This is a genomic window from Staphylococcus ureilyticus (assembly GCF_025558845.1).
In the GTDB taxonomy this organism is placed as follows: Bacteria; Bacillota; Bacilli; order Staphylococcales; family Staphylococcaceae; genus Staphylococcus; species Staphylococcus ureilyticus.
Genome location: NZ_CP094825.1, coordinates 1718293 through 1739843, shown reverse-complemented (window position 1 = coordinate 1739843; position 21551 = coordinate 1718293). Strand labels below are relative to the sequence as shown.

Here is a 21551-nt window from a genome sequence, read left to right as displayed (position 1 = left end):
AACATTTCAAACATATTAAAATTGAGTACGTTAACTTGATGAACGGAAAATTTTAGCGTCAACCGAGCGGCCGTGGCGGAATGGCAGACGCGCTAGGTTGAGGGCCTAGTGGGATTTATCCCGTGGAGGTTCAAGTCCTCTCGGCCGCATCAAAATACATTACATATGATTTATATGAAAATATGCGGGTGTAGTTTAATGGCAAAACCTCAGCCTTCCAAGCTGATGTTGTGGGTTCGATTCCCATCACCCGCTCCATTATGAAATATTAAAATGAACATTGAAAACTGAATTGCAATATGTCAACGTTAATTCCGATTTCAACATTAAATGTTGAATCAAAACAACGTGTTATTGATAACACAAATTAGTATTTTATGAGCTAATCAAACATCATAATTTTTTATGGAGAGTTTGATCCTGGCTCAGGATGAACGCTGGCGGCGTGCCTAATACATGCAAGTCGAGCGAATAGATAAGGAGCTTGCTCCTTTGACGTTAGCGGCGGACGGGTGAGTAACACGTGGGTAACCTACCTATAAGACTGGAATAACTCCGGGAAACCGGGGCTAATGCCGGATAACATTTAGAACCGCATGGTTCTAAAGTGAAAGATGGTTTTGCTATCACTTATAGATGGACCCGCGCCGTATTAGCTAGTTGGTAAGGTAACGGCTTACCAAGGCAACGATACGTAGCCGACCTGAGAGGGTGATCGGCCACACTGGAACTGAGACACGGTCCAGACTCCTACGGGAGGCAGCAGTAGGGAATCTTCCGCAATGGGCGAAAGCCTGACGGAGCAACGCCGCGTGAGTGATGAAGGTCTTCGGATCGTAAAACTCTGTTATTAGGGAAGAACAAATGTGTAAGTAACTGTGCACGTCTTGACGGTACCTAATCAGAAAGCCACGGCTAACTACGTGCCAGCAGCCGCGGTAATACGTAGGTGGCAAGCGTTATCCGGAATTATTGGGCGTAAAGCGCGCGTAGGCGGTTTCTTAAGTCTGATGTGAAAGCCCACGGCTCAACCGTGGAGGGTCATTGGAAACTGGGAAACTTGAGTGCAGAAGAGGAAAGTGGAATTCCATGTGTAGCGGTGAAATGCGCAGAGATATGGAGGAACACCAGTGGCGAAGGCGACTTTCTGGTCTGTAACTGACGCTGATGTGCGAAAGCGTGGGGATCAAACAGGATTAGATACCCTGGTAGTCCACGCCGTAAACGATGAGTGCTAAGTGTTAGGGGGTTTCCGCCCCTTAGTGCTGCAGCTAACGCATTAAGCACTCCGCCTGGGGAGTACGACCGCAAGGTTGAAACTCAAAGGAATTGACGGGGACCCGCACAAGCGGTGGAGCATGTGGTTTAATTCGAAGCAACGCGAAGAACCTTACCAAATCTTGACATCCTTTGACAACTCTAGAGATAGAGCCTTCCCCTTCGGGGGACAAAGTGACAGGTGGTGCATGGTTGTCGTCAGCTCGTGTCGTGAGATGTTGGGTTAAGTCCCGCAACGAGCGCAACCCTTAAGCTTAGTTGCCAGCATTAAGTTGGGCACTCTAAGTTGACTGCCGGTGACAAACCGGAGGAAGGTGGGGATGACGTCAAATCATCATGCCCCTTATGATTTGGGCTACACACGTGCTACAATGGACAATACAAAGGGTAGCTAAACCGCGAGGTCATGCAAATCCCATAAAGTTGTTCTCAGTTCGGATTGTAGTCTGCAACTCGACTACATGAAGCTGGAATCGCTAGTAATCGTAGATCAGCATGCTACGGTGAATACGTTCCCGGGTCTTGTACACACCGCCCGTCACACCACGAGAGTTTGTAACACCCGAAGCCGGTGGAGTAACCATCTATGGAGCTAGCCGTCGAAGGTGGGACAAATGATTGGGGTGAAGTCGTAACAAGGTAGCCGTATCGGAAGGTGCGGCTGGATCACCTCCTTTCTAAGGATATATTCGGAACATCTTCTATAGAAGATGATAAAGGAATAACATTGACATATTGTATTCAGTTTTGAATGCTCATTCGAGTATTCTTTAATGATTTGTACATTGAAAACTAGATAAGTAAGTAAAATTTATGATTTTACCAAGCAAAACCGAGTGAATAAGAGTTTTAAATAAGCTTGAATTCAAAAAGAAATAATCGCTAGTGTTCGAAAGAACACTCACAGATTAATAACATTTTGGGTTTTCAACCGACGGTTGTCGAGTTGGAAAGCAAATAGATTAAGTTATTAAGGGCGCACGGTGGATGCCTTGGCACTAGAAGCCGATGAAGGACGTTACTAACGACGATATGCTTTGGGGAGCTGTAAGTAAGCTGTGATCCAGAGATTTCCGAATGGGGGAACCCAATACGAGTTATGTCGTATTATCGATATGTAAATACATAGCGTATCGAAGGTAGACGCGGAGAACTGAAACATCTTAGTACCCGCAGGAAGAGAAAGAAAAATCGATTCCCTGAGTAGCGGCGAGCGAAACGGGAAGAGCCCAAACCAACGAGCTTGCTTGTTGGGGTTGTAGGACACTCTATACGGAGTTACAAAGGAATAGATTAGACGAAGCATCTGGAAAGATGCATCAAAGAAGGTAATAATCCTGTAGTCGAAAATCTGTTCTCTCTTGAGTGGATCCTGAGTACGACGGAACACGAGAAATTCCGTCGGAATCTGGGAGGACCATCTCCCAAGGCTAAATACTCTCTAGTGACCGATAGTGAACCAGTACCGTGAGGGAAAGGTGAAAAGTACCCCGGAAGGGGAGTGAAAGAGAACTTGAAACCGTGTGCTTACAAGTAGTCAGAGCCCGTTAATGGGTGATGGCGTGCCTTTTGTAGAATGAACCGGCGAGTTACGATTTGATGCAAGGTTAAGCAGTGAATGTGGAGCCGTAGCGAAAGCGAGTCTGAATAGGGCGTTGAGTATTTGGTCGTAGACCCGAAACCAGGTGATCTACCCTTGACCAGGTTGAAGTTCAGGTAACACTGAATGGAGGACCGAACCGACTTACGTTGAAAAGTGAGCGGATGAGTTGAGGGTAGCGGAGAAATTCCAATCGAACCTGGAGATAGCTGGTTCTCTCCGAAATAGCTTTAGGGCTAGCCTCAAGTGATGATTATTGGAGGTAGAGCACTGTTTGGACGAGGGGCCCTTCTCGGGTTACCGAATTCAGACAAACTCCGAATGCCAATCAATTTAACTTGGGAGTCAGAACGTGGGTGATAAGGTCCGTGTTCGAAAGGGAAACAGCCCAGACCACCAGCTAAGGTCCCAAAATATATGTTAAGTGGAAAAGGATGTGGCGTTGCCCAGACAACTAGTATGTTGGCTTAGAAGCAGCCATCATTTAAAGAGTGCGTAATAGCTCACTAGTCGAGTGACACTGCGCCGAAAATGTACCGGGGCTAAACATATTACCGAAGCTGTGGATTGTCCGTAGGACAATGGTAGGAGAGCGTTCTAAGGGCGTTGAAGCATGATCGCAAGGACATGTGGAGCGCTTAGAAGTGAGAATGCCGGTGTGAGTAGCGAAAGACGGGTGAGAATCCCGTCCACCGATTGACTAAGGTTTCCAGAGGAAGGCTCGTCCGCTCTGGGTTAGTCGGGTCCTAAGCTGAGGCCGATAGGCGTAGGCGATGGATAACAGGTTGATATTCCTGTACCACCATGAATCGTTTTAAGCGATGGGGGGACGCAGTAGGATAGGCGAAGCGTACGATTGGATTGTACGTCCAAGCAGTAAGACTGAGTGTTAGGCAAATCCGGCACTCATAAGGTCAAGCTGTGATGGGGAGAGGAAATTGTTTCCTCGAGTCGTTGATTTCACACTGCCGAGAAAAGCCTCTAGCTAGATTTATGGTGCCCGTACCGCAAACCGACACAGGTAGTCAAGATGAGAATTCTAAGGTGAGCGAGCGAACTCTCGTTAAGGAACTCGGCAAAATGACCCCGTAACTTCGGGAGAAGGGGTGCTCTTTAGGGTTCACGCCCAGGAGAGCCGCAGTGAATAGGCCCAAGCGACTGTTTATCAAAAACACAGGTCTCTGCTAAACCGTAAGGTGATGTATAGGGGCTGACGCCTGCCCGGTGCTGGAAGGTTAAGAGGAGTGGTTAGCTTCTGCGAAGCTACGAATCGAAGCCCCAGTAAACGGCGGCCGTAACTATAACGGTCCTAAGGTAGCGAAATTCCTTGTCGGGTAAGTTCCGACCCGCACGAAAGGCGTAACGATTTGGGCACTGTCTCAACGAGAGACTCGGTGAAATCATAGTACCTGTGAAGATGCAGGTTACCCGCGACAGGACGGAAAGACCCCGTGGAGCTTTACTGTAGTCTGATATTGAAATTCGGTACAGCTTGTACAGGATAGGTAGGAGCCTTAGATACGTGAGCGCTAGCTTACGTGGAGGCGTTGGTGGGATACTACCCTCGCTGTATTGGATTTCTAACCCGCACCATTAATCATGGTGGGAGACAGTGTCAGATGGACAGTTTGACTGGGGCGGTCGCCTCCTAAAGAGTAACGGAGGCGCTCAAAGGTTTCCTCAGAATGGTTGGAAATCATTCATAGAGTGTAAAGGCACAAGGAAGCTTGACTGCGAGACTTACAAGTCGAGCAGGGTCGAAAGACGGACTTAGTGATCCGGTGGTTCCGCATGGAAGGGCCATCGCTCAACGGATAAAAGCTACCCCGGGGATAACAGGCTTATCTCCCCCAAGAGTTCACATCGACGGGGAGGTTTGGCACCTCGATGTCGGCTCATCGCATCCTGGGGCTGTAGTCGGTCCCAAGGGTTGGGCTGTTCGCCCATTAAAGCGGTACGCGAGCTGGGTTCAGAACGTCGTGAGACAGTTCGGTCCCTATCCGTCGTGGGCGTAGGAAATTTGAGAGGAGCTGTCCTTAGTACGAGAGGACCGGGATGGACATACCTCTGGTGTACCAGTTGTCGTGCCAACGGCATCGCTGGGTAGCTATGTATGGACGGGATAAGTGCTGAAAGCATCTAAGCATGAAGCCCCCCTCAAGATGAGATTTCCCAACTTCGGTTATAAGATCCCTCAAAGATGATGAGGTTAATAGGTTCGAGGTGGAAGCATAGCGATATGTGGAGCTGACGAATACTAATCGATCGAAGACTTAATCAAATTTAAAAGTTTTGTTGGTTGAACTAAATTTTACTTACAATCTAGTTTTGAGTGTATAAATTTTATACATGACATTGTCTGGTGACTATAGCAAGGAGGTCACACCTGTTCCCATGCCGAACACAGAAGTTAAGCTCCTTAGCGCCGATGGTAGTCGGACTTACGTTCCGCAAGAGTAGGACGTTGCCAGGCAATCAAGACCCGAAAGGGTCTTTTTTTCACATAAAAGGAGCTTAACTTCCAGTTCGAAGAACTGCAAACTGACAAAAGAAAGCGTTTGAAGCTGACGAAGTAAACGAAAGACGAAACGAGCTTACAAGCGGTAAGTGAGTGAGGAAAGCGTGAAACTGAGGAAAGATGCGAGCGCTTGGCTGAAGTCAGGAAAGGTCCTTAGCACCGATGGTAGCTGACTTACGTTCCGCAAGAGTAGGACGTTGCCAGGCAATCAAGACCCGAAAGGGTCTTTTTTTACGTAAAAGGAGCTTAACTTCCCAGTTCGAAGAACTGTAAACTGACAAAAGAAAGCGTTTGAAGCTGACGAAGTAAACGAGAGACGAAATGAGCTTACAAGCGGTAAGTGAGTGAGGAAAGCGTGAAATAGTAAAAGGAATGCATGAGCAAAAACTCATGCATAAGTACCGCTATCTCAATAAATTGAGAGTGGTACTTTACGAGCGCTTATCTGAAGTCAGAAAAGCTTCTTAGTGCCGAAGATAGCTGACTTACGTTCCGCAAGAGCAGGTAAAGAGGAATGCATGAGCTAAAGCCCATGCATAAGTCACAGTATTTCAATAACATATAAATTTATAAAGATATATAAGTGTGAAACGTAAAAATTAAAATTAAGAAGTGTGACTTTACAGGCAATCAAGACCCGGAAGGGTCTTTTTTTTACGTAAAAGGAGCTTAACTTCCCAGTTCGAAGAACTGTAAACTGACAAAAGAAAGCGTTTGAAGCTGACGAAGTAAACGAGAGACGAAATGAGCTTACAAGCGGTAAGTGAGTGAGGAAAGCGTGAAATAGTAAAAGGAATGCATGAGCAAAAACTCATGCATAAGTACCGCTATCTCAATAAATTGAGAGTGGTACTTTACGAGCGCTTGTCTGAAGTCAGAAAAGCTTCTTAGTGCCGAAGATAGCTGACTTACGTTCCGCAAGAGCAGGTAAAGAGGAATGCATGAGCTAAAGCCCATGCATAAGTCACAGTATTTCAATAACATATAAATTTATAAAGATATATAAGTGTGAAACGTAAAAATTAAAATTAAGAAGTGTGACTTTACAGGCAATCAAGACCCGGAAGGGTCTTTTTTTTACGTAAAAGGAGCTTAACTTCCCAGTTCGAAGAACTGCAAGTGGTACTTTATATAAAATAAAAGTCTAGCATAAGCTAGACTTTTAAATTAATAGTGAATAAAGCATTTTGTTTTCGTTAATATAGATATTGGAAGGATCGAATTCATTGACATTCGACTTTAAGTTATCTAAATCTTGATGGTTATTTAATTGTATGCCGATGATGACAGTTCCTGTATTTTGAGAACTTTTCTTAAGGTACTCAAATTTAGTAATATCATCCTTTGGTCCAAGTACGTCATTTACAAATTCTCTTAATGCGCCAGGTCTTTGTGGGAAGTTGAGAATGAAGTAATGTTTCATTTCTTCAAATAATAAAGAACGTTCTTCGATTTCTTTCATACGGTTGATATCATTGTTGCCGCCACTTACAACACAAACAACTGTCTTACCTTTAATTTCTGAACGATATTGTTCTAATGCTGAAACACTTAAAGCACCAGCAGGTTCCGCAATAATTGCTTGTTTAGAATACATGTCCAAGATCGTTGAACAAACAGCGCCTTCATGTACTTGAATATAGTCATCTACTACATTTTTGGCAATATCATATGTGATTTCACCGACTTTTGCTACAGATGCACCATCCACAAATTTATCAATTTCAGGTAACGTTACTATTTGATTTTCTAGTACAACAGAGGCATACATACTACTCGCACCGGCAGGTTCTACGCCAATGATAGAAGTTTGTGGTGAATGTTCTTTGAAGTAAGTGCCTACCCCTGAAATTAACCCACCGCCGCCTATAGCTGCGAATAAATAATCAAATTGAATGTTATCCTCTTTAGATTGTTTTAAAATTTCTTTAGCTAACGTACCTTGGCCAGCGATTGTATAAATGTTATTAAATGGATCGATGAAATTCATTTTATTATCTTGAGTATACGTAAGTGCCTCTTTTAGACAATCATCAAATGTATCGCCGGTAAGCACAACTTCAGCGTTACTACCACCAAAAAATTTCACCTGATTTATCTTTTGAAGAGGTGTAGTTACTGGCATAAATATAACAGCATTTAAATTAAGTTTGTTGGCAGTGTAAGCAACACCTTGTGCATGATTACCTGCACTTGCACATGTAATTCCGTTTTGTCTATCATTTTCATTTAACGCTATAATTGCGTTATAAGCACCTCTTAATTTAAAAGATCGAACCCATTGTAAGTCTTCTCTTTTTAAATAGACATCACAATCGTATTTAAGCGATAAGTAATGATCCTTTTGCAAAGGAGTTTCTTTAACAACATCTTTCAATTGTAAGAAAGCTTCATCTATATCTTTTGAAGAAACAGTTGTTTTGACAGCCATAAATTTCACACCTTTATTTAAGTTTCGTTAAAAAGCTTTTGACGTTTCATATGTTTGAATTTCATTTTCGAATTGTAGTGTTACAGCAATGTCATCAAGTCCATTAACAAGTTTATTTTTCCACGTTTCATCAATATCAAAGTGAAATGTTTTATCATTCGCAGTCACAGTTTGATTAGGTAAATCAACAGTGACTTTACCTGCGTTGGCAATGTATTGACGTTCTTCTTCATTTAATACGATAGGTAACATCGCATTTTTAGTACAGTTCATATAAAAGATATCACTATAACTACCGGCAATAATAATATCAAAACCATAATCCTTAATTGCCCAAGCTGCATGTTCACGGCTCGAACCACAACCAAAATTATCCCCTGTTACTAAAATCGTGGCATCTTGGTATTCTGGCTTATTTGGATTGAAATCTGGATTGTCGGATCCATCCTCTAAGTAGCGCCATTCATCAAAAGCAAAAGGTCCAAAACCAGATTTAGAAATTCGTTTTAAATGTACTTTTGGTATGATTTGGTCAGTATCAATATTATCATGAAATAATGGAACAACTTTACCAGTATAGGTTGTGATAGGTTGGATTTCCATATTATACAACCACCTTTCTTACGTCTACAAACTTCCCGTTAATGGCTGCAGCAGCTGCCATAGCAGGGGAGACTAAGTGTGTTCGAGCCCCTTTGCCTTGGCGTCCTTCAAAGTTTCGATTACTTGTTGATGCACAATGCACACCAGCAGGTACTTGGTCAGGGTTCATACCAAGACACATTGAACAACCAGGTTCTCTCCATTCAAATCCAGCATTTTTAAACACTTTATCAAGACCTAATTTTTCTGCTTCTATCTTTACTGTTCTAGAACCAGGAACGACGATTGCTGTAATATTAGGATGCACTTGATTTCCTTTTACAATATGGCTTGCTTCTATTAGATCAGATAGTCGAGCATTCGTACAAGAACCTAAAAATACATAACCTAAATCAATATCTTCTGCTTTTTGGCCAGGTTTTAGTCCCATATAGTTATAGGCCCGTTCATCATTAACATCATTAATTTCAGGAAATGGTGTATTAAAGCTAACACCCATTTCAGGGTTAGTACCCCAGGTAACTTGTGGTTCTAAATCAGAAACATCAAGTCGTATGATTTTATCAAAATTTGCATCATCATCTGTGTAAAGTTCACGCCATTCATCTACATCATATGCAAAGTTTGTTGCATAAGGTCTTCCTTTTACATATTCAAATGTAGTTTCGTCAGGCGCCATCATCCCATACTTTGCACCAGCTTCGATCGCCATATTACAAATCGTCATTCTTGCTTCCATTGATAGACTACGAATAGTTTCACCTGAAAACTCAAGTGCATATCCAGTACCAAAATCAACACCATATTGGTTAATAAGATGTAAAATAATATCTTTTGCATATACGCCTGTAGGTAGTTTACCAGTAACATCAATTTTTAAATTTTTTGGCTTTGTTTGCCATAGTGTTTGTGTTGCAAAAACATGTTCGACTTCACTAGTTCCAATACCAAATGCAATAGCACCAAAAGCACCATGTGTAGCTGTATGAGAGTCTCCGCATACGATTGTTTTTCCAGGTTGTGTCAGTCCAGTTTCAGGACCAACCATATGCACGATACCTTGTTCGTCAGAACCCATATCAAAAATATGCACATCAAATTCTTTGGCATTTTTTTGAAGCGTTGTTATTTGTTTATTAGCAATTTCATCTTTAATATTAAAAATATCAACTGTTGGAACGTTATGGTCCAGCGTCGCATAGGTTAAATCAGGTCTGCGCAGCTTTCTATTTTGTAGTCTAAGTCCTTCAAAAGCTTGAGGAGATGTGACTTCGTGTATAAGATGTAGGTCTATATATAATAATTGTGGGTCACCTTCTTTACCGGTTAAGACATGCTTATTCCAAACTTTGTCAAATAGTGTTTTACCCATATGACATCTCCTCCTTTTTAAAGATTTTGTTTAATGAATTTAAAAATATCAGTTGTTTTATACTTACCATTGAGATCTTGAGTTGTTTTTTCATCTTCGATAAGTTGATAAATAACTGATTCTAATCTATGAGCAGCCTCTGGTGCATTAAGACTTTTTCTTAAACACATAACCACTGATAAAAGCATACCGAATGGATTTGCTATATCTTTATTTGCAATATCAGGTGCAGAACCATGAATGGGTTCATAAAGTCTTGGTCCTTTTTCACTAAAACTAGCTGATGGTGAAAGACCAAGCGAGCCAGGAATTACAGATGCCTCATCACTTAATATATCTCCAAAAAAATTTTCTGTTACAATGACGTCAAATTGAGAAGGATTTGTAATGATATGCATTGCACAAGCATCTACAAGTAAATGATTAACTTCAACATCTGGATAGTCTTTAGATACATCATTTATTACATTTCTCCATAATTTACTGGAAGAAAGTACATTTTCCTTATCTACAGAAGTTAATTTTTTGCGACGGTTTTGAGCTAAATCAAAAGCAACTCTTGCAATTCGTTCTATTTCTGTACGTGTATAAGTTAAGGAATCTAAAGCTTTATCCTCATTCCAATGTTTTGGTTCACCAAAGTAAATACCACCTGTTAACTCTCTCACTAAAATAAAATCTGTACCAGCTACACGCTCTTTTTTAATAGGTGATAAGTGACTGGTACCACTCGTTACTGTAGTGGGGCGAATATTAGCAAATAGACCTAAAGCTTTTCGAATACCAAGCAGACCTTGTTCAGGTCTATTATTAGGGTCTGTCCATCTTGGGCCACCGACAGCACCCAATAGAATTGCGTCTGCTTGTTTACAAGCACTTAGTGTCGTATCAGGTAGTGGCGTACCATGATTATCTATAGCAATACCGCCGAAATCATGCGTTTCTATTTCATAGTCGAAATTATAGATATTACTCAGTTGTGAAAGAATTTCTAGTGAACCATTTAAAATTTCCGGTCCAATCCCATCCCCGGGAAGTGCTACAATCTTATAACTCATGAGTGAATACCTTCTTTCACTTCTGAATTAGAAACGTATTTAGCATGTGCTTCAACATATGATTTACATGATGCTAATAAGATGTCATGATCAATACCTACACCAGTAACGATTTGATCTCCAATTTTAATTTGGACATGTACTTCTGCTTGTGCATCAGTACCTTCAGTTACAGATTCAATACGATAGTCTATAAGTTCAGTTTTGCGATTGAAAATTCGATCTACTGCATTATATACAGAAACAATTGATCCAGTACCAATACTTGAATCTTGATACGTATTTCCATCTTTATCTTGAATAACTACGACAGCACTTTGTAGTCCATTTGAGACGAATTGTAGTTGCAGAGCTTCAACTTTATAGATGGCATTTTGTTCATGTTCAGTTCCTTGAATTAAAGCGTGTATATCCCTGTCAGTAACAGACTTTTTCTTATCAGCAATTGTTTTAAATTGCTTAAATAGTTCTTTTTGTTCTTCGGCATCCACATCATATCCCAATGCAACTAATTTTTCTGAAAAAGCGTGTTTACCAGATAATTTACCGAGCGGTAATTCAGTTGTTTTGACGCCTACTAATTGTGGTGTCATAATCTCATAAGTTTCAGGATTTTTAAGAACACCATCTTGATGAATACCTGATTCGTGACTAAAAGCATTTTGTCCGACAATAGCTTTATTTCTTGGGACTCGAATTCCTGCATATCGTGCTATTAAATCAGATGTATTTTTAGTTTCTTCGAGATTTATTTGTGTTTGATTACCATAATGATCTTGTCGAACGTATAGGCCAAGTGCAACTTCCTCAAGGGCTGTGTTACCTGCACGTTCACCAATACCATTTAAAGTACCTTCAATGCGTTTTGCACCATTTTCAATTGCAGACATACTATTTGCAACAGCTAAGCCTAAGTCATCGTGACAGTGTGCACTATAAATAACTTCATGATTCGTTTTAATGCTTTCTTGGAGTGTTTTAAAAATTTTGCCATATTCTGTAGGATAGCTGAATCCAACTGTATCAGGTATATTGATGACACTTGCTCCCGCATCAACTGCAGTTTGAACACATTCGATTAAGAAAGGTAGTTCCGTTCTTGTAGCATCTTCTGGTGAAAATTGAACGACGTCAAAATATTCTGTAGCATAAGCAACATGCTCTTTGATTGATGCTAACACTTCTTCTTTGGACATCATGAGTTTTGAGTCACGGTGAATAGGGCTAGTTGCTAAGAACACATGTATCCTAGGTTTTACTGCCTCTTTTGTTGATTGATACACTGCATCAATATCTTTTTTGACACAACGTGCTAAGCCACAAACAGCAGTGGTTGTTAATGTTTTAGAAATCGCTTCTACGGATTTAAAGCTACCTGAACTTGAAGCAGGGAAACCAGCTTCGATGATATCAACACCCCATTTTTCAAGTTGTTTAGCAATTTTTAAGCGTTCATCGAAGGAAAAGTTTACGCCTGGCGTTTGTTCTCCGTCTCTTAGTGTCGTATCAAAAATTTGAATATGGCTAGTCATTTTAAACATCTCCTAATAAATAGATTTTAGTTCAATATGATGAATGAGCCGAAGAATCTAAAATTGTCCTAAAAATTAAATTAGGGGACTTCTCTTGATTCTTCAGGCATCACCATAAAACTAATTATTTTTCAATACTCTTGGATTTAATAAATGGCATCATCTCACGTAGGTCTCTACCAACCGCTTCAATTTGATGTCCATGTTGTTCTTCACGTAGTTTATGGAATTCTTCAAAATTATTTTCGTTATCTTTGATGAAACGATCGCTGAAGTTTCCTTGTTGAATATCGTTAAGTACTGCTTTCATATTATCTTTAACATCTGGAGTGATTACGCGTGGTCCTGATACATAGTCTCCAAATTCAGCTGTATTTGAGATTGAATAGCGCATGTTTTCCATGCCACCTTCATACATTAAATCAACAATTAATTTCATTTCATGTAAAACTTCAAAGTAAGCAATTTCTGCTTGATAACCAGCTTCAACTAATGTTTCAAAACCAGATTGAATTAGTTTTGTTGTACCACCACAAAGTACTGCTTGTTCACCGAATAAATCTGTCTCAGTTTCTTCTTTAAATGATGTTTCTAAAACCCCAGCACGAGTTGCACCAATACCTTTTGCGTAACTTAGTGCTAAATCAGTTGCTTCACCACTTGCATCTTGTTCAACTGCAAATAGGGCGGGTACGGCGCTACCTTCTGTGAAAGTACGTCTAACTAAATGTCCAGGCCCTTTTGGTGCTACTAAAAATACATCTACTGTTTCAGGTGGTTGAATAACATTAAAGTGAATATTAAAGCCATGTGCGAAAACAAGTGCATTATTTGGCTCTAAATTAGGTTCAATTTCTTCATTATATACTTGTCCTTGAATTTCATCTGGTAATAATACCATGATGACATCAGCTTGTTTTGCTGCCTCATTTACAGGATATACTTCGAAACCATCATCTTTTGCTTTGTCAAATGAACGACCTGGTCTGATGCCAATAATCACGTCATAACCGTTATCTTTCAGGTTTTGCGCATGTGCATGTCCTTGTGAACCATAGCCGATGATGGCTACTTTTTTACCTTGTAATGCATCTTTCGTTACTGATTGGTCATAATAAACTGTTGTCATAATAAAATCCTCCATGTTTTAAATATAGTTTGATGAATTGTGTTTTAAACTAAACCGGCTGAACCAGTTCTTGAAACTTGTTCAATGTTATATGATGATAGATCATCTAATAAATTATCCATTGTATATTGTGGACCTGAGGCTTGAAGATAGGTGTAAGGATCCTCATTTTTTAAAATAGAGACTAGCGCATCATATGGTTTAATTACTTTTTGTAAATCTTGATGGTTACTTGGTGTTTCTAATTTCACAAGCACTAATTCTCTGTTGTAAGTGTTTGTATCAGTGATGTCTTCTACATCAATAATATTTATTTGTTTTTCCAATTGGCTAATTAAGTTTCTTAAAACATCTGAATCTGGGACTTCTGCTACAAATGTGATATTAGAAACGCCATCTTCTCTCGTTGGAGTAACTGATAACGTGACAATGTTAAATTGCCTGCGAACAAAGATACTCGTTAATCTATTTAAAGTACCAGCTTTATCTAAAACTTTTGTTCTAAATGTGCGTCTCATAATAATCCCTCCATCTCATAATTAGCTTTACCGCTAGGCACCATAGGATTAACAGGTTCGATAGGTGAGATACGAACATCAATGAGAGCAGGCCCTTTGTGTTCAAAAGCAGCGTCTAGTTGTTCTTCTAAATGTGTTGGATCATCGATAAGGAAACCTTTCACATTGTATGCTTCTCCCAATTTTAAGAAATCAGGTTGTCCATTAAATACGGAATGAGAGAAACGCTTGTTAAAGAATTTATCTTGCCATTGTTTAACCATACCTAACGTGCCGTTATTTATAATTACAACTTTTATGTCTAAATCGTATTCTTCTAGTATTGCTAACTCTTGATTGGTCATTTGGAAACCACCGTCGCCAACAAAAGCTACGACTGTTTTATCAGGTTCAGCTAATTTTGCACCTATTGAAGCAGGTATGCCAAAGCCCATTGTTCCTAAGCCACCACTCGTAACTAATTGACCGTGATTTTTAAATGGATAATATTGGGCAACCCACATTTGATGTTGACCGACATCAGTTGTAACAACTGCGTCACCTTTAGTAATTTCTCCTATATATTCAATAGTACGTTGTGGTTTTGAAAATGTACCATCTGGATCTTCTTTGTATGCAAAAGGTTGCTCTGCTTTATTGTTAAAGCATGTTTCTAACCAGTCATCATGGTTGATTGAATAGCTGTCGAATTCAAGTAATGCTTCTAAAGTTGCTTTACAATCTGCAACAATACCTAAATCAACTTTGATTATTTTATTTATTTCTGATGGATCAATGTCGATATGAACAATTTTTGCATTAGGTGCAAATTCATCTGGTTTACTTGCAAGTCTGTCATCAAAACGACTGCCAAAGTTTATAAGTAAATCACAATCTGTTAATGCCATATTGCTTGCGTATGATCCGTGCATTCCCCCCATACCTAAAAATAGGGGATTTTCATATGGTATGGCACCTAACCCTAATAAAGTACTAACTACAGGCAATTGATGTCGTGTAACAAATTCAGTGAAAACTTCATTAGCCTTAGCGTGATTTACACCAGCTCCTGATAAAACCACAGGTTTTTTAGAAGATTTTAAATAATCACGTAATTTTTGAATTTCTGTTTTGTCTGGTTGATTAGGAACTGAATAACCAGGTAGGTTCAATTCGTTTGATACTTCTGCGTTAGTAGATAAGATTCCCATATCTTTTGGGAAGTCAATAACGACTGGTCCTTTTCTTCCTGAGTTTGCTACGTGAAATGCCTCATGGATTATTTTAGGTATTTCATTTACATTTTTAATCTGATAATTATGTTTAGTTATCGGTGTAGTCATTGAAAGCAAGTCTGCTTCTTGGAAAGCATCTTTCCCTATACCAGCTGTTGCAACTTGACCTGTGATAACGACAAGCGGTAGTGAATCACTATAAGCATCAGCAATACCAGTGATTGCATTTGTTGCTCCAGGACCACTTGTAACGACAACGACACCAGTTTTTCCAGAAACACGCGCATAACCCTCAGCAGCGTGTGAAGCACCTTGTTCATGTCTCGCTAGAATGTGTTTAATTTTCCCATCATAAAATGTGTCATATAGTGGAAGTACAGCACCACCAGGGTAACCAAATATAAAATCTACATCTTCATTTACAAGTGAATCTACTAATAATTCTGAACCAGATTTCATTTCATCAATTGTTTCTTTTTCTAATTCAACTTCGGGCTCAATTGCTTCTGCTGTTTCAAAATAATCTAAATTTTCTGATTTTTCATATTCAAGTATTTCAGTTTGTTTAGACATCATACTCACTCCTTAAATGAGATCTTCAGGTACTTGCATAATACCACCAGTATTAGCACTCGTTACTAATGCTGTATAGCGTGCAAGATAACCTGTTTTCACTTTTGCTTTAAATGGTTTCAAGTTTTGTTTTCTAGATTCTAATACTTCGTCTGTAACTTCTACATTTAATGTTCTGTTTGTTAAATCAATTGTGATATCGTCGTTGTTTTCAATTAAAGCGATAGGTCCACCCGCCGCTGCTTCTGGTGAAATATGACCAACAGCAATACCTCGTGTTGCTCCGGAAAATCTACCATCAGTGATTAATGCAACGTCTTTACCTAACCCTCTTCCTACAATAGATGATGTAGGGGCCAACATTTCCGGCATTCCTGGTCCACCTTTAGGGCCTTCATACCTAATCACAACCACATGACCTTCACGTACTACGTGATTGTCAATTGCTTCAACTGCTTCATCATGTGAATCAAAACAAATTGCTTTTCCTTTAAAGACTTTAATTGAAGGATCAACACCACCGACTTTGATAACCGCACCTTTAGGAGCTAAGTTACCATAAAGGATTGAAAGGCCACCTTGTTTATCGTATGGATTATCAAGGTGTCTGATTACATCACTATTTAATATCTCTTTGTGTTCGTTATTTTCACGAAGTGTTTTACCTGTGGCTGTAATTCTGTCTGGATGAAGTGTACCTTCTTTTTTAAATAATTCGTTAATGATAGCTGGAACGCCACCAGCTTCATGTACATCATGCATAGAATAGGAAGAACTTGGTGCTATTTTTGACAAATAAGGCGTTTTTTTCGCAATTTCATTTATTCTTGATAAGTCATAATCAATGCCAGCTTCATTTGCAATCGCTAATGTGTGTAGTACTGTATTGGTAGATCCCCCCATAGCCATGTCTAAAGCAAATGCGTCATCAATTGCTTCTTTAGTAACAATATCTCTTGGTTTAATGTCATTTTTGATATTATCAACAAGTTTAAATGCTGCTTCTCTAATCATTTCTCTACGTTGGTCACTTACTGCTAGGGCTGTACCGTTATATGGGAGAGCTAAGCCTAAAACCTCCATTAAACAATTCATTGAATTTGCTGTAAACATACCAGAACATGAACCACAAGTAGGGCAAGCATTTTGTTCCATATCTAAAAACTCATCTTTTGAAATTGAACCATCTTTAAATGCTCCAACTGCTTCAAACATTGAAGAAAGTGTTAATGCTTTACCTTGTGATGATAAACCTGCTTTCATAGGTCCACCTGAACAAAAAATAGCTGGAACATTGGTTCTTACAGCTGCTAGTAACATGCCAGGTGTAATCTTGTCACAGTTCGGTATGTAAAAGACACCATCAAACCAGTGTGCATTGATAACTGTTTCTGCAGCATCGGCAATAATTTCTCTAGATGGCAGTGAATATCTCATTCCAATATGTCCCATTGCAATACCATCATCTACACCGATTGTGTCAAATTCAAAGGGGATGGCACCTGCTTCTCGAATGGCTTCTTTAGCAATGTCAGCTAATTCTCTTAGGTGAACGTGTCCTGGTACAATGTCGATATATGAATTACATATAGCTACGAAAGGCTTATTCATATCTGTTGGGTTTTCTAAAGCGCCTGTTGCATGCAAAAGGCTTCTTGCTGGAGCTTGATGATCTCCTTTTTTGATCATATCGCTTCTCATATTAATTCCCCCATAAATTTGAAAATAAAAAAGCGTCCCAATAAATAATTGGGACGCTTTCAAGTCCCATTCAACTAGAAATAGGACTTAAACATTTAGTAGATTCTTTACTAAAGTTCCAGTCCTAATAGCATAATAAAATGACTAAAATATTTGAAGTTGTTGGTTGGTATTGCATTGTATATTTGGTCATCTTATTATGCTCCTTTCCGTTAGAATGGTTTATCTGTTAATGTGTTAAATTGAATTGTCTAAAAATTCGATAAATTAAATTTACTATATTGAACTTGTGCTGTCAATGATTTTTTAAAATTTTCTATCAATTCAAATAATTTCAAAATGTTGGAACTTGTTTTAGTTTGAAGTAAAATAAGAAAAAATTTGTTAAACTATAGTAGTTAATTTAATGATAATAAAGTATTAAAGTAATAGATGATCATTTAGTGCTGATAAAAATCAATAAGAAAGTAGTCATTTTTAATGTTAGTGAATTTAAAACATTTTTTATCCATCATTATTGATTTGGAAGTAAATAGAAATACTTGAGCGATGCACAAGCATATGCGACACTAATCCAATCGATTTGGAAGTGTCGTTAAAAAAGGAGAGACATATGATTAAAATAAATGATTTAGAAAGTATGGAACATTTTGCAAAATTGTTAGCGAAACATTTATCTGCAGGGGACATTATTTTATTAAATGGTGATTTAGGTGCTGGTAAGACAACATTAACGCAATTTATTGGTAAAGCTATGGGCGTAAAACGCAATATAAATTCCCCAACGTTTAACATCATTAAATCTTATCAAGGAAATGCATTTAAGTTACATCATATGGATTGTTATAGATTAGAAGATAGTGAAGAAGATTTGGGATTTGATGAATATTTTGAAGATCAAGCTGTCACATTGATTGAGTGGAGTGAATTTATCGAATCATTTTTACCAAATAATCACCTAACTATAAATATTAAAACCATAAATGAAACGACAAGAAATATAGAAATGAAAGCAGTAGGTCAACATTACAAAAAGTTAAAGGAGGCCGTTGAACATGATTTATCTGTTGATTGATACATCTAATCAACCGTTGTCTGTTGCAGTTATGCAAAATAATGTAGTTCTAGGTGAAATCAATACTAACGTGAAGCAAAATCATTCTACTCAGTTAATGCCGGCGATTCAACGGTTGTTTCATGAGAGTGGAATTGCAAAAGAAGAAATAAATGCGATTATTGTCGCGCAAGGACCTGGCTCTTATACTGGACTTAGAATTGGCGTAACGGTTGCTAAAACTTTGGCCTATGCATTGAATGCTGAACTATATGGTGTTTCTTCGCTAAAAGCGTTAGCTGCAACTGTTCAAGACGATGAACGACTTTTGGTGCCGATATTTGATGCACGTAGAGAAGCAGTATACAGTGGAGTTTATCGATATAATGGAAACCAATTGCTCCAAGTAGAAGAAGATCAATATTTACCAATACAAGAACTTCTCAACTTATTACATAGAATGGGAAAACCATATGTATTTGTTGGCATAGACACTGAAAAAGTAAAAGATTTATTAGATAGTGATTGCATACCTAATATACCAAAAGCAAAATATATGAAGCATTTAGTTGAAACTACTGAAGATATACATCAATTTAAACCCAATTATATTAAATTGTCAGAGGCCGAAAGAAATTGGTTAAACCAACAGAAAAAGAACTAAATATACGCTTGATGACTATGAAGGATGTACCTCAAGTATTTGATATTGAAAGAAATAGTTTTAACGACAGTAGTTGGACAATCGATGCTTTTTATCATGAAATAGAACAGAATGAGTTTGCACATTATTTTATAATTGAGTTTAATAATGTGATTATTGGTTATATTGGCATTTGGATAGTGATAGATCAAGCGCAGATTACAACAGTTGCGATAGATGAATCATATAGAGGCTATGGATTAGGACAATTATTATTAAAATACGCGATGAATTATGTACAAACCAAATGTGAAATTATGAGTTTAGAGGTTCGTATAGATAATGTGGTGGCACAACATGTGTATACAAATTTGGGATTCCAATTCGGAGGCAAACGTAAGAACTATTATGGTGAAGGTGAGGATGCAATAGTGATGTGGGTGAATTTAAATGAGTAATCAAACATTGATTTTAGCAGTTGAGTCAAGTTGTGACGAAACAAGTGTAAGCATTATTAAGCAAGGCACAGAAATTTTAAGTAATATTGTATTGAGTCAAATTGAAAGTCATAAGCGATTTGGAGGTGTGGTACCTGAGGTCGCTAGCCGGCACCACGTTGAAGGTATTACAACGACAATTGATCAAGCATTATATGAAGCAAATGTATCCATGGAAGATATAGATGCAGTAGCGGTAACTCAGGGTCCTGGACTCATAGGTGCATTGTTAGTTGGCATTAATGCAGCTAAGGCGTTAGCTTTTGCTTACAATAAACCATTGATACCTGTACATCATATTGCAGGACATATTTATGCGAATCATTTAGAACAACCATTACAATTTCCTTTAATAGCATTAATCGTGTCAGGTGGGCATACTGAACTAGTATACATGAAAGATCATTTGAATTTTGAAGTCATAGGAGAAACTAGAGATGATGCTGTTGGCGAAGCCTATGATAAAGTGGCGAGAACGATTGGTTTAGGCTATCCAGGTGGGCCACAAGTTGATCGATTAGCTGCAAAAGGTCAAGATAGCTATAATTTCCCGAGAGTTTGGTTAGAGGCTAATAGTTACGATTTTAGTTTTAGTGGATTAAAAAGTGCAGTCATAAATAAATTGCATAATTTACGACAAAAAGGAGCTGAAATAAAACCTGAAGATGTAGCAACGAGTTTTCAAAATAGTGTTGTCGAAGTTTTAGTTGGCAAAGCAGTGTCAGCTTGTGAGGCATATGATGTGAAACAGTTAATTATTGCGGGTGGTGTCGCCAGTAATAAAGGTTTAAGAGCAGCGCTTGATAAATCCTGTAAGCAACATGAGATTAATTTGCGAATACCGAGCCCAAAACTTTGTACAGATAATGCTGCTATGATTGGTGCTGCAGCACATTATTTATATCAAGCTGGATTTGTTGGTGACATGTCATTAAATGGATTTAATGATATGGATATAGAGCAATTTTCAATAAACAATTAAACGTGATAGGATGAACATTTAAAAATGTAATCACTTCATTTAGTGTAATATTAACTTAATATGATATTATCTCTATAAAAATGGATACAGCTTAGATTAATTATATATGAAATTAGGAAGTAGGAATATTAAATCAATGTTTGATGTTTCTACTTCTTTTTTAAAAGTTTAATGCTATGTATTTCGTTAAATAAAAAAATATGTACATTATAAATATTATTAAGTTCAAATGTTTAAATATTAAAAAAGGGGTATATATTTTAATGTATAGTCATACTATATAGAATAATGTAAATTTAGAATTACATTATCAGGAGGCGGCTTATCAATGAAATCAGTTCAGTATTTTAATTTTGAAAATAGTTTAGCAGCATTAGACTTTTATGAAAAAAATTTAGGTGCCACAGATATTCAACGTATTGGTGGTGACCATGAAATGTTTAAAGATATGCCAGAAGAATTCCAAGTAGACAAAAACTTTACAATGAATGCTTCATTTAAAGTTTTAGGTGAAACATTTTATTGTAGTGACACATGGAAAAATAAAAAAATCGATAATAGTGGTGCAATTGTAACATTTACATTTGATCACAGTAATGAAGCGGATAAACAACTAGCCATCGATTTCTTTAACAATGCAATAGCAGCTGGTTGTGAAGAGGCAATGCCGTTAGGTAAAACGGAGTGGTCAGAATTATATGGCATGTTTAATGATCCTTTCGGTATTACTTGGATGATTAATGCTGAATAAAATAGTTAAAGCAAATAAAGGAACAATGAAGCGAATATAAACTTCATTGTTCCTTTTCTGTATTTATTAGCACATTTGTAGTTAAATGATTTGGTCT

At 38.3% G+C, this 21551-nt stretch carries 14 protein-coding genes, 2 tRNA genes and 3 rRNA genes; 10 read left to right on the top strand and 9 right to left on the bottom strand.

Annotated elements, in window-relative coordinates; translation table 11 throughout:
* Positions 1–66 precede the first annotated feature (66 nt).
* From MUA21_RS08625 to rrf, 5 genes are all read left to right on the top strand, one after another.
* Positions 67–149: transfer RNA gene (locus MUA21_RS08625), tRNA-Leu, on the top strand.
* Positions 150–184: 35 nt separating this feature from the next.
* Positions 185–258, top strand: a tRNA-Gly gene (locus MUA21_RS08620).
* Between the two features lie 144 nt (positions 259–402).
* Positions 403–1955 (top strand): 16S ribosomal RNA (locus tag MUA21_RS08615).
* 283 nt (positions 1956–2238) lie between these two features.
* A 23S ribosomal RNA gene (locus tag MUA21_RS08610) occupies positions 2239–5159 on the top strand.
* 77 nt (positions 5160–5236) lie between these two features.
* A 5S ribosomal RNA gene (rrf, locus tag MUA21_RS08605) occupies positions 5237–5351 on the top strand.
* The 16S, 23S and 5S rRNA genes sit together here with 2 tRNA genes alongside, the layout of an rRNA operon.
* Before the next feature lie 1207 nt (positions 5352–6558).
* On the opposite strand, the gene ilvA is transcribed toward rrf, so the two are convergent.
* From ilvA to ilvD, 9 genes are all read right to left on the bottom strand, one after another.
* Positions 6559–7827 carry a threonine ammonia-lyase IlvA gene (ilvA, locus tag MUA21_RS08600; RefSeq protein ID WP_046206540.1) on the bottom strand — a complete coding sequence of 423 codons (1269 nt, stop codon included), beginning with the start codon at positions 7825–7827 and terminating at the stop codon, positions 6559–6561.
* 27 nt (positions 7828–7854) lie between these two features.
* Positions 7855–8430: a 3-isopropylmalate dehydratase small subunit gene (gene leuD, locus MUA21_RS08595; RefSeq protein WP_262561083.1), complete on the bottom strand. Its 576-nt coding sequence runs from the start codon at positions 8428–8430 to the stop codon at positions 7855–7857.
* Between the two features lies 1 nt (position 8431).
* Positions 8432–9802: a 3-isopropylmalate dehydratase large subunit gene (leuC, locus tag MUA21_RS08590; RefSeq protein WP_262561081.1), complete on the bottom strand. Its 1371-nt coding sequence runs from the start codon at positions 9800–9802 to the stop codon at positions 8432–8434.
* Positions 9803–9819: 17 nt separating this feature from the next.
* Positions 9820–10860: a 3-isopropylmalate dehydrogenase gene (gene leuB, locus MUA21_RS08585; RefSeq protein WP_262561080.1), complete on the bottom strand. Its 1041-nt coding sequence runs from the start codon at positions 10858–10860 to the stop codon at positions 9820–9822.
* Complete coding sequence (locus MUA21_RS08580) at positions 10857–12392, bottom strand: 2-isopropylmalate synthase (RefSeq protein WP_064210002.1); 1536 nt, start codon at positions 12390–12392, stop codon at positions 10857–10859. The genes leuB and MUA21_RS08580 overlap by 4 nt, the downstream gene beginning before the upstream one ends.
* 124 nt (positions 12393–12516) lie before the next feature.
* Positions 12517–13521, bottom strand: coding sequence for a ketol-acid reductoisomerase (ilvC, locus tag MUA21_RS08575; RefSeq protein ID WP_262561079.1), 1005 nt, complete (start codon positions 13519–13521; stop codon positions 12517–12519).
* A gap of 44 nt (positions 13522–13565) precedes the next feature.
* Positions 13566–14039, bottom strand: coding sequence for an acetolactate synthase small subunit (gene ilvN, locus MUA21_RS08570; protein WP_046206534.1), 474 nt, complete (start codon positions 14037–14039; stop codon positions 13566–13568).
* Entirely contained in the window at positions 14036–15826 is a 1791-nt protein-coding gene (gene ilvB, locus MUA21_RS08565; RefSeq protein WP_262561078.1) for a biosynthetic-type acetolactate synthase large subunit, read from the bottom strand. Before ilvB ends, ilvN begins: the two co-directional genes overlap by 4 nt.
* Before the next feature lie 12 nt (positions 15827–15838).
* Positions 15839–17527 carry a dihydroxy-acid dehydratase gene (gene ilvD, locus MUA21_RS08560; protein WP_262561077.1) on the bottom strand — a complete coding sequence of 563 codons (1689 nt, stop codon included), beginning with the start codon at positions 17525–17527 and terminating at the stop codon, positions 15839–15841.
* Between the two features lie 613 nt (positions 17528–18140).
* Between ilvD and tsaE the strand changes: the two genes are divergently transcribed.
* From tsaE to MUA21_RS08535, 5 genes are all read left to right on the top strand, one after another.
* Complete coding sequence (gene tsaE, locus MUA21_RS08555) at positions 18141–18602, top strand: tRNA (adenosine(37)-N6)-threonylcarbamoyltransferase complex ATPase subunit type 1 TsaE (RefSeq protein WP_107526305.1); 462 nt, start codon at positions 18141–18143, stop codon at positions 18600–18602.
* Positions 18583–19245, top strand: coding sequence for a tRNA (adenosine(37)-N6)-threonylcarbamoyltransferase complex dimerization subunit type 1 TsaB (gene tsaB, locus MUA21_RS08550; RefSeq protein ID WP_107526304.1), 663 nt, complete (start codon positions 18583–18585; stop codon positions 19243–19245). The genes tsaE and tsaB overlap by 20 nt, the downstream gene beginning before the upstream one ends.
* 11 nt (positions 19246–19256) lie before the next feature.
* Entirely contained in the window at positions 19257–19682 is a 426-nt protein-coding gene (gene rimI, locus MUA21_RS08545) for a ribosomal protein S18-alanine N-acetyltransferase (protein WP_397610387.1), read from the top strand.
* Positions 19675–20703, top strand: coding sequence for a tRNA (adenosine(37)-N6)-threonylcarbamoyltransferase complex transferase subunit TsaD (gene tsaD / locus MUA21_RS08540; RefSeq protein ID WP_107526303.1), 1029 nt, complete (start codon positions 19675–19677; stop codon positions 20701–20703). Before rimI ends, tsaD begins: the two co-directional genes overlap by 8 nt.
* 328 nt (positions 20704–21031) lie before the next feature.
* On the top strand, positions 21032–21454 hold the full coding sequence (locus MUA21_RS08535; protein WP_064209770.1) for a VOC family protein: 423 nt from the start codon (positions 21032–21034) through the stop codon (positions 21452–21454).
* Positions 21455–21551: the final 97 nt, after the last annotated feature.

What these genes read in the sequence shown, in the direction of transcription:
- ilvA (WP_046206540.1), bottom strand. Translation starts at nt 7,827, where the DNA reads ATGGCTGTCAAAACAACTGTTTCTTCAAAAGATATAGATGAAGCTTTC.
- leuD (WP_262561083.1), bottom strand. Translation starts at nt 8,430, where the DNA reads ATGGAAATCCAACCTATCACAACCTATACTGGTAAAGTTGTTCCATTA.
- leuC (WP_262561081.1), bottom strand. Translation starts at nt 9,802, where the DNA reads ATGGGTAAAACACTATTTGACAAAGTTTGGAATAAGCATGTCTTAACC.
- leuB (WP_262561080.1), bottom strand. Translation starts at nt 10,860, where the DNA reads ATGAGTTATAAGATTGTAGCACTTCCCGGGGATGGGATTGGACCGGAA.
- MUA21_RS08580 (WP_064210002.1), bottom strand. Translation starts at nt 12,392, where the DNA reads ATGACTAGCCATATTCAAATTTTTGATACGACACTAAGAGACGGAGAA.
- ilvC (WP_262561079.1), bottom strand. Translation starts at nt 13,521, where the DNA reads ATGACAACAGTTTATTATGACCAATCAGTAACGAAAGATGCATTACAA.
- ilvN (WP_046206534.1), bottom strand. Translation starts at nt 14,039, where the DNA reads ATGAGACGCACATTTAGAACAAAAGTTTTAGATAAAGCTGGTACTTTA.
- ilvB (WP_262561078.1), bottom strand. Translation starts at nt 15,826, where the DNA reads ATGTCTAAACAAACTGAAATACTTGAATATGAAAAATCAGAAAATTTA.
- ilvD (WP_262561077.1), bottom strand. Translation starts at nt 17,527, where the DNA reads ATGAGAAGCGATATGATCAAAAAAGGAGATCATCAAGCTCCAGCAAGA.
- tsaE (WP_107526305.1), top strand. Translation starts at nt 18,141, where the DNA reads ATGATTAAAATAAATGATTTAGAAAGTATGGAACATTTTGCAAAATTG.
- tsaB (WP_107526304.1), top strand. Translation starts at nt 18,583, where the DNA reads ATGATTTATCTGTTGATTGATACATCTAATCAACCGTTGTCTGTTGCA.
- rimI (WP_397610387.1), top strand. Translation starts at nt 19,257, where the DNA reads ATGACTATGAAGGATGTACCTCAAGTATTTGATATTGAAAGAAATAGT.
- tsaD (WP_107526303.1), top strand. Translation starts at nt 19,675, where the DNA reads ATGAGTAATCAAACATTGATTTTAGCAGTTGAGTCAAGTTGTGACGAA.
- MUA21_RS08535 (WP_064209770.1), top strand. Translation starts at nt 21,032, where the DNA reads ATGAAATCAGTTCAGTATTTTAATTTTGAAAATAGTTTAGCAGCATTA.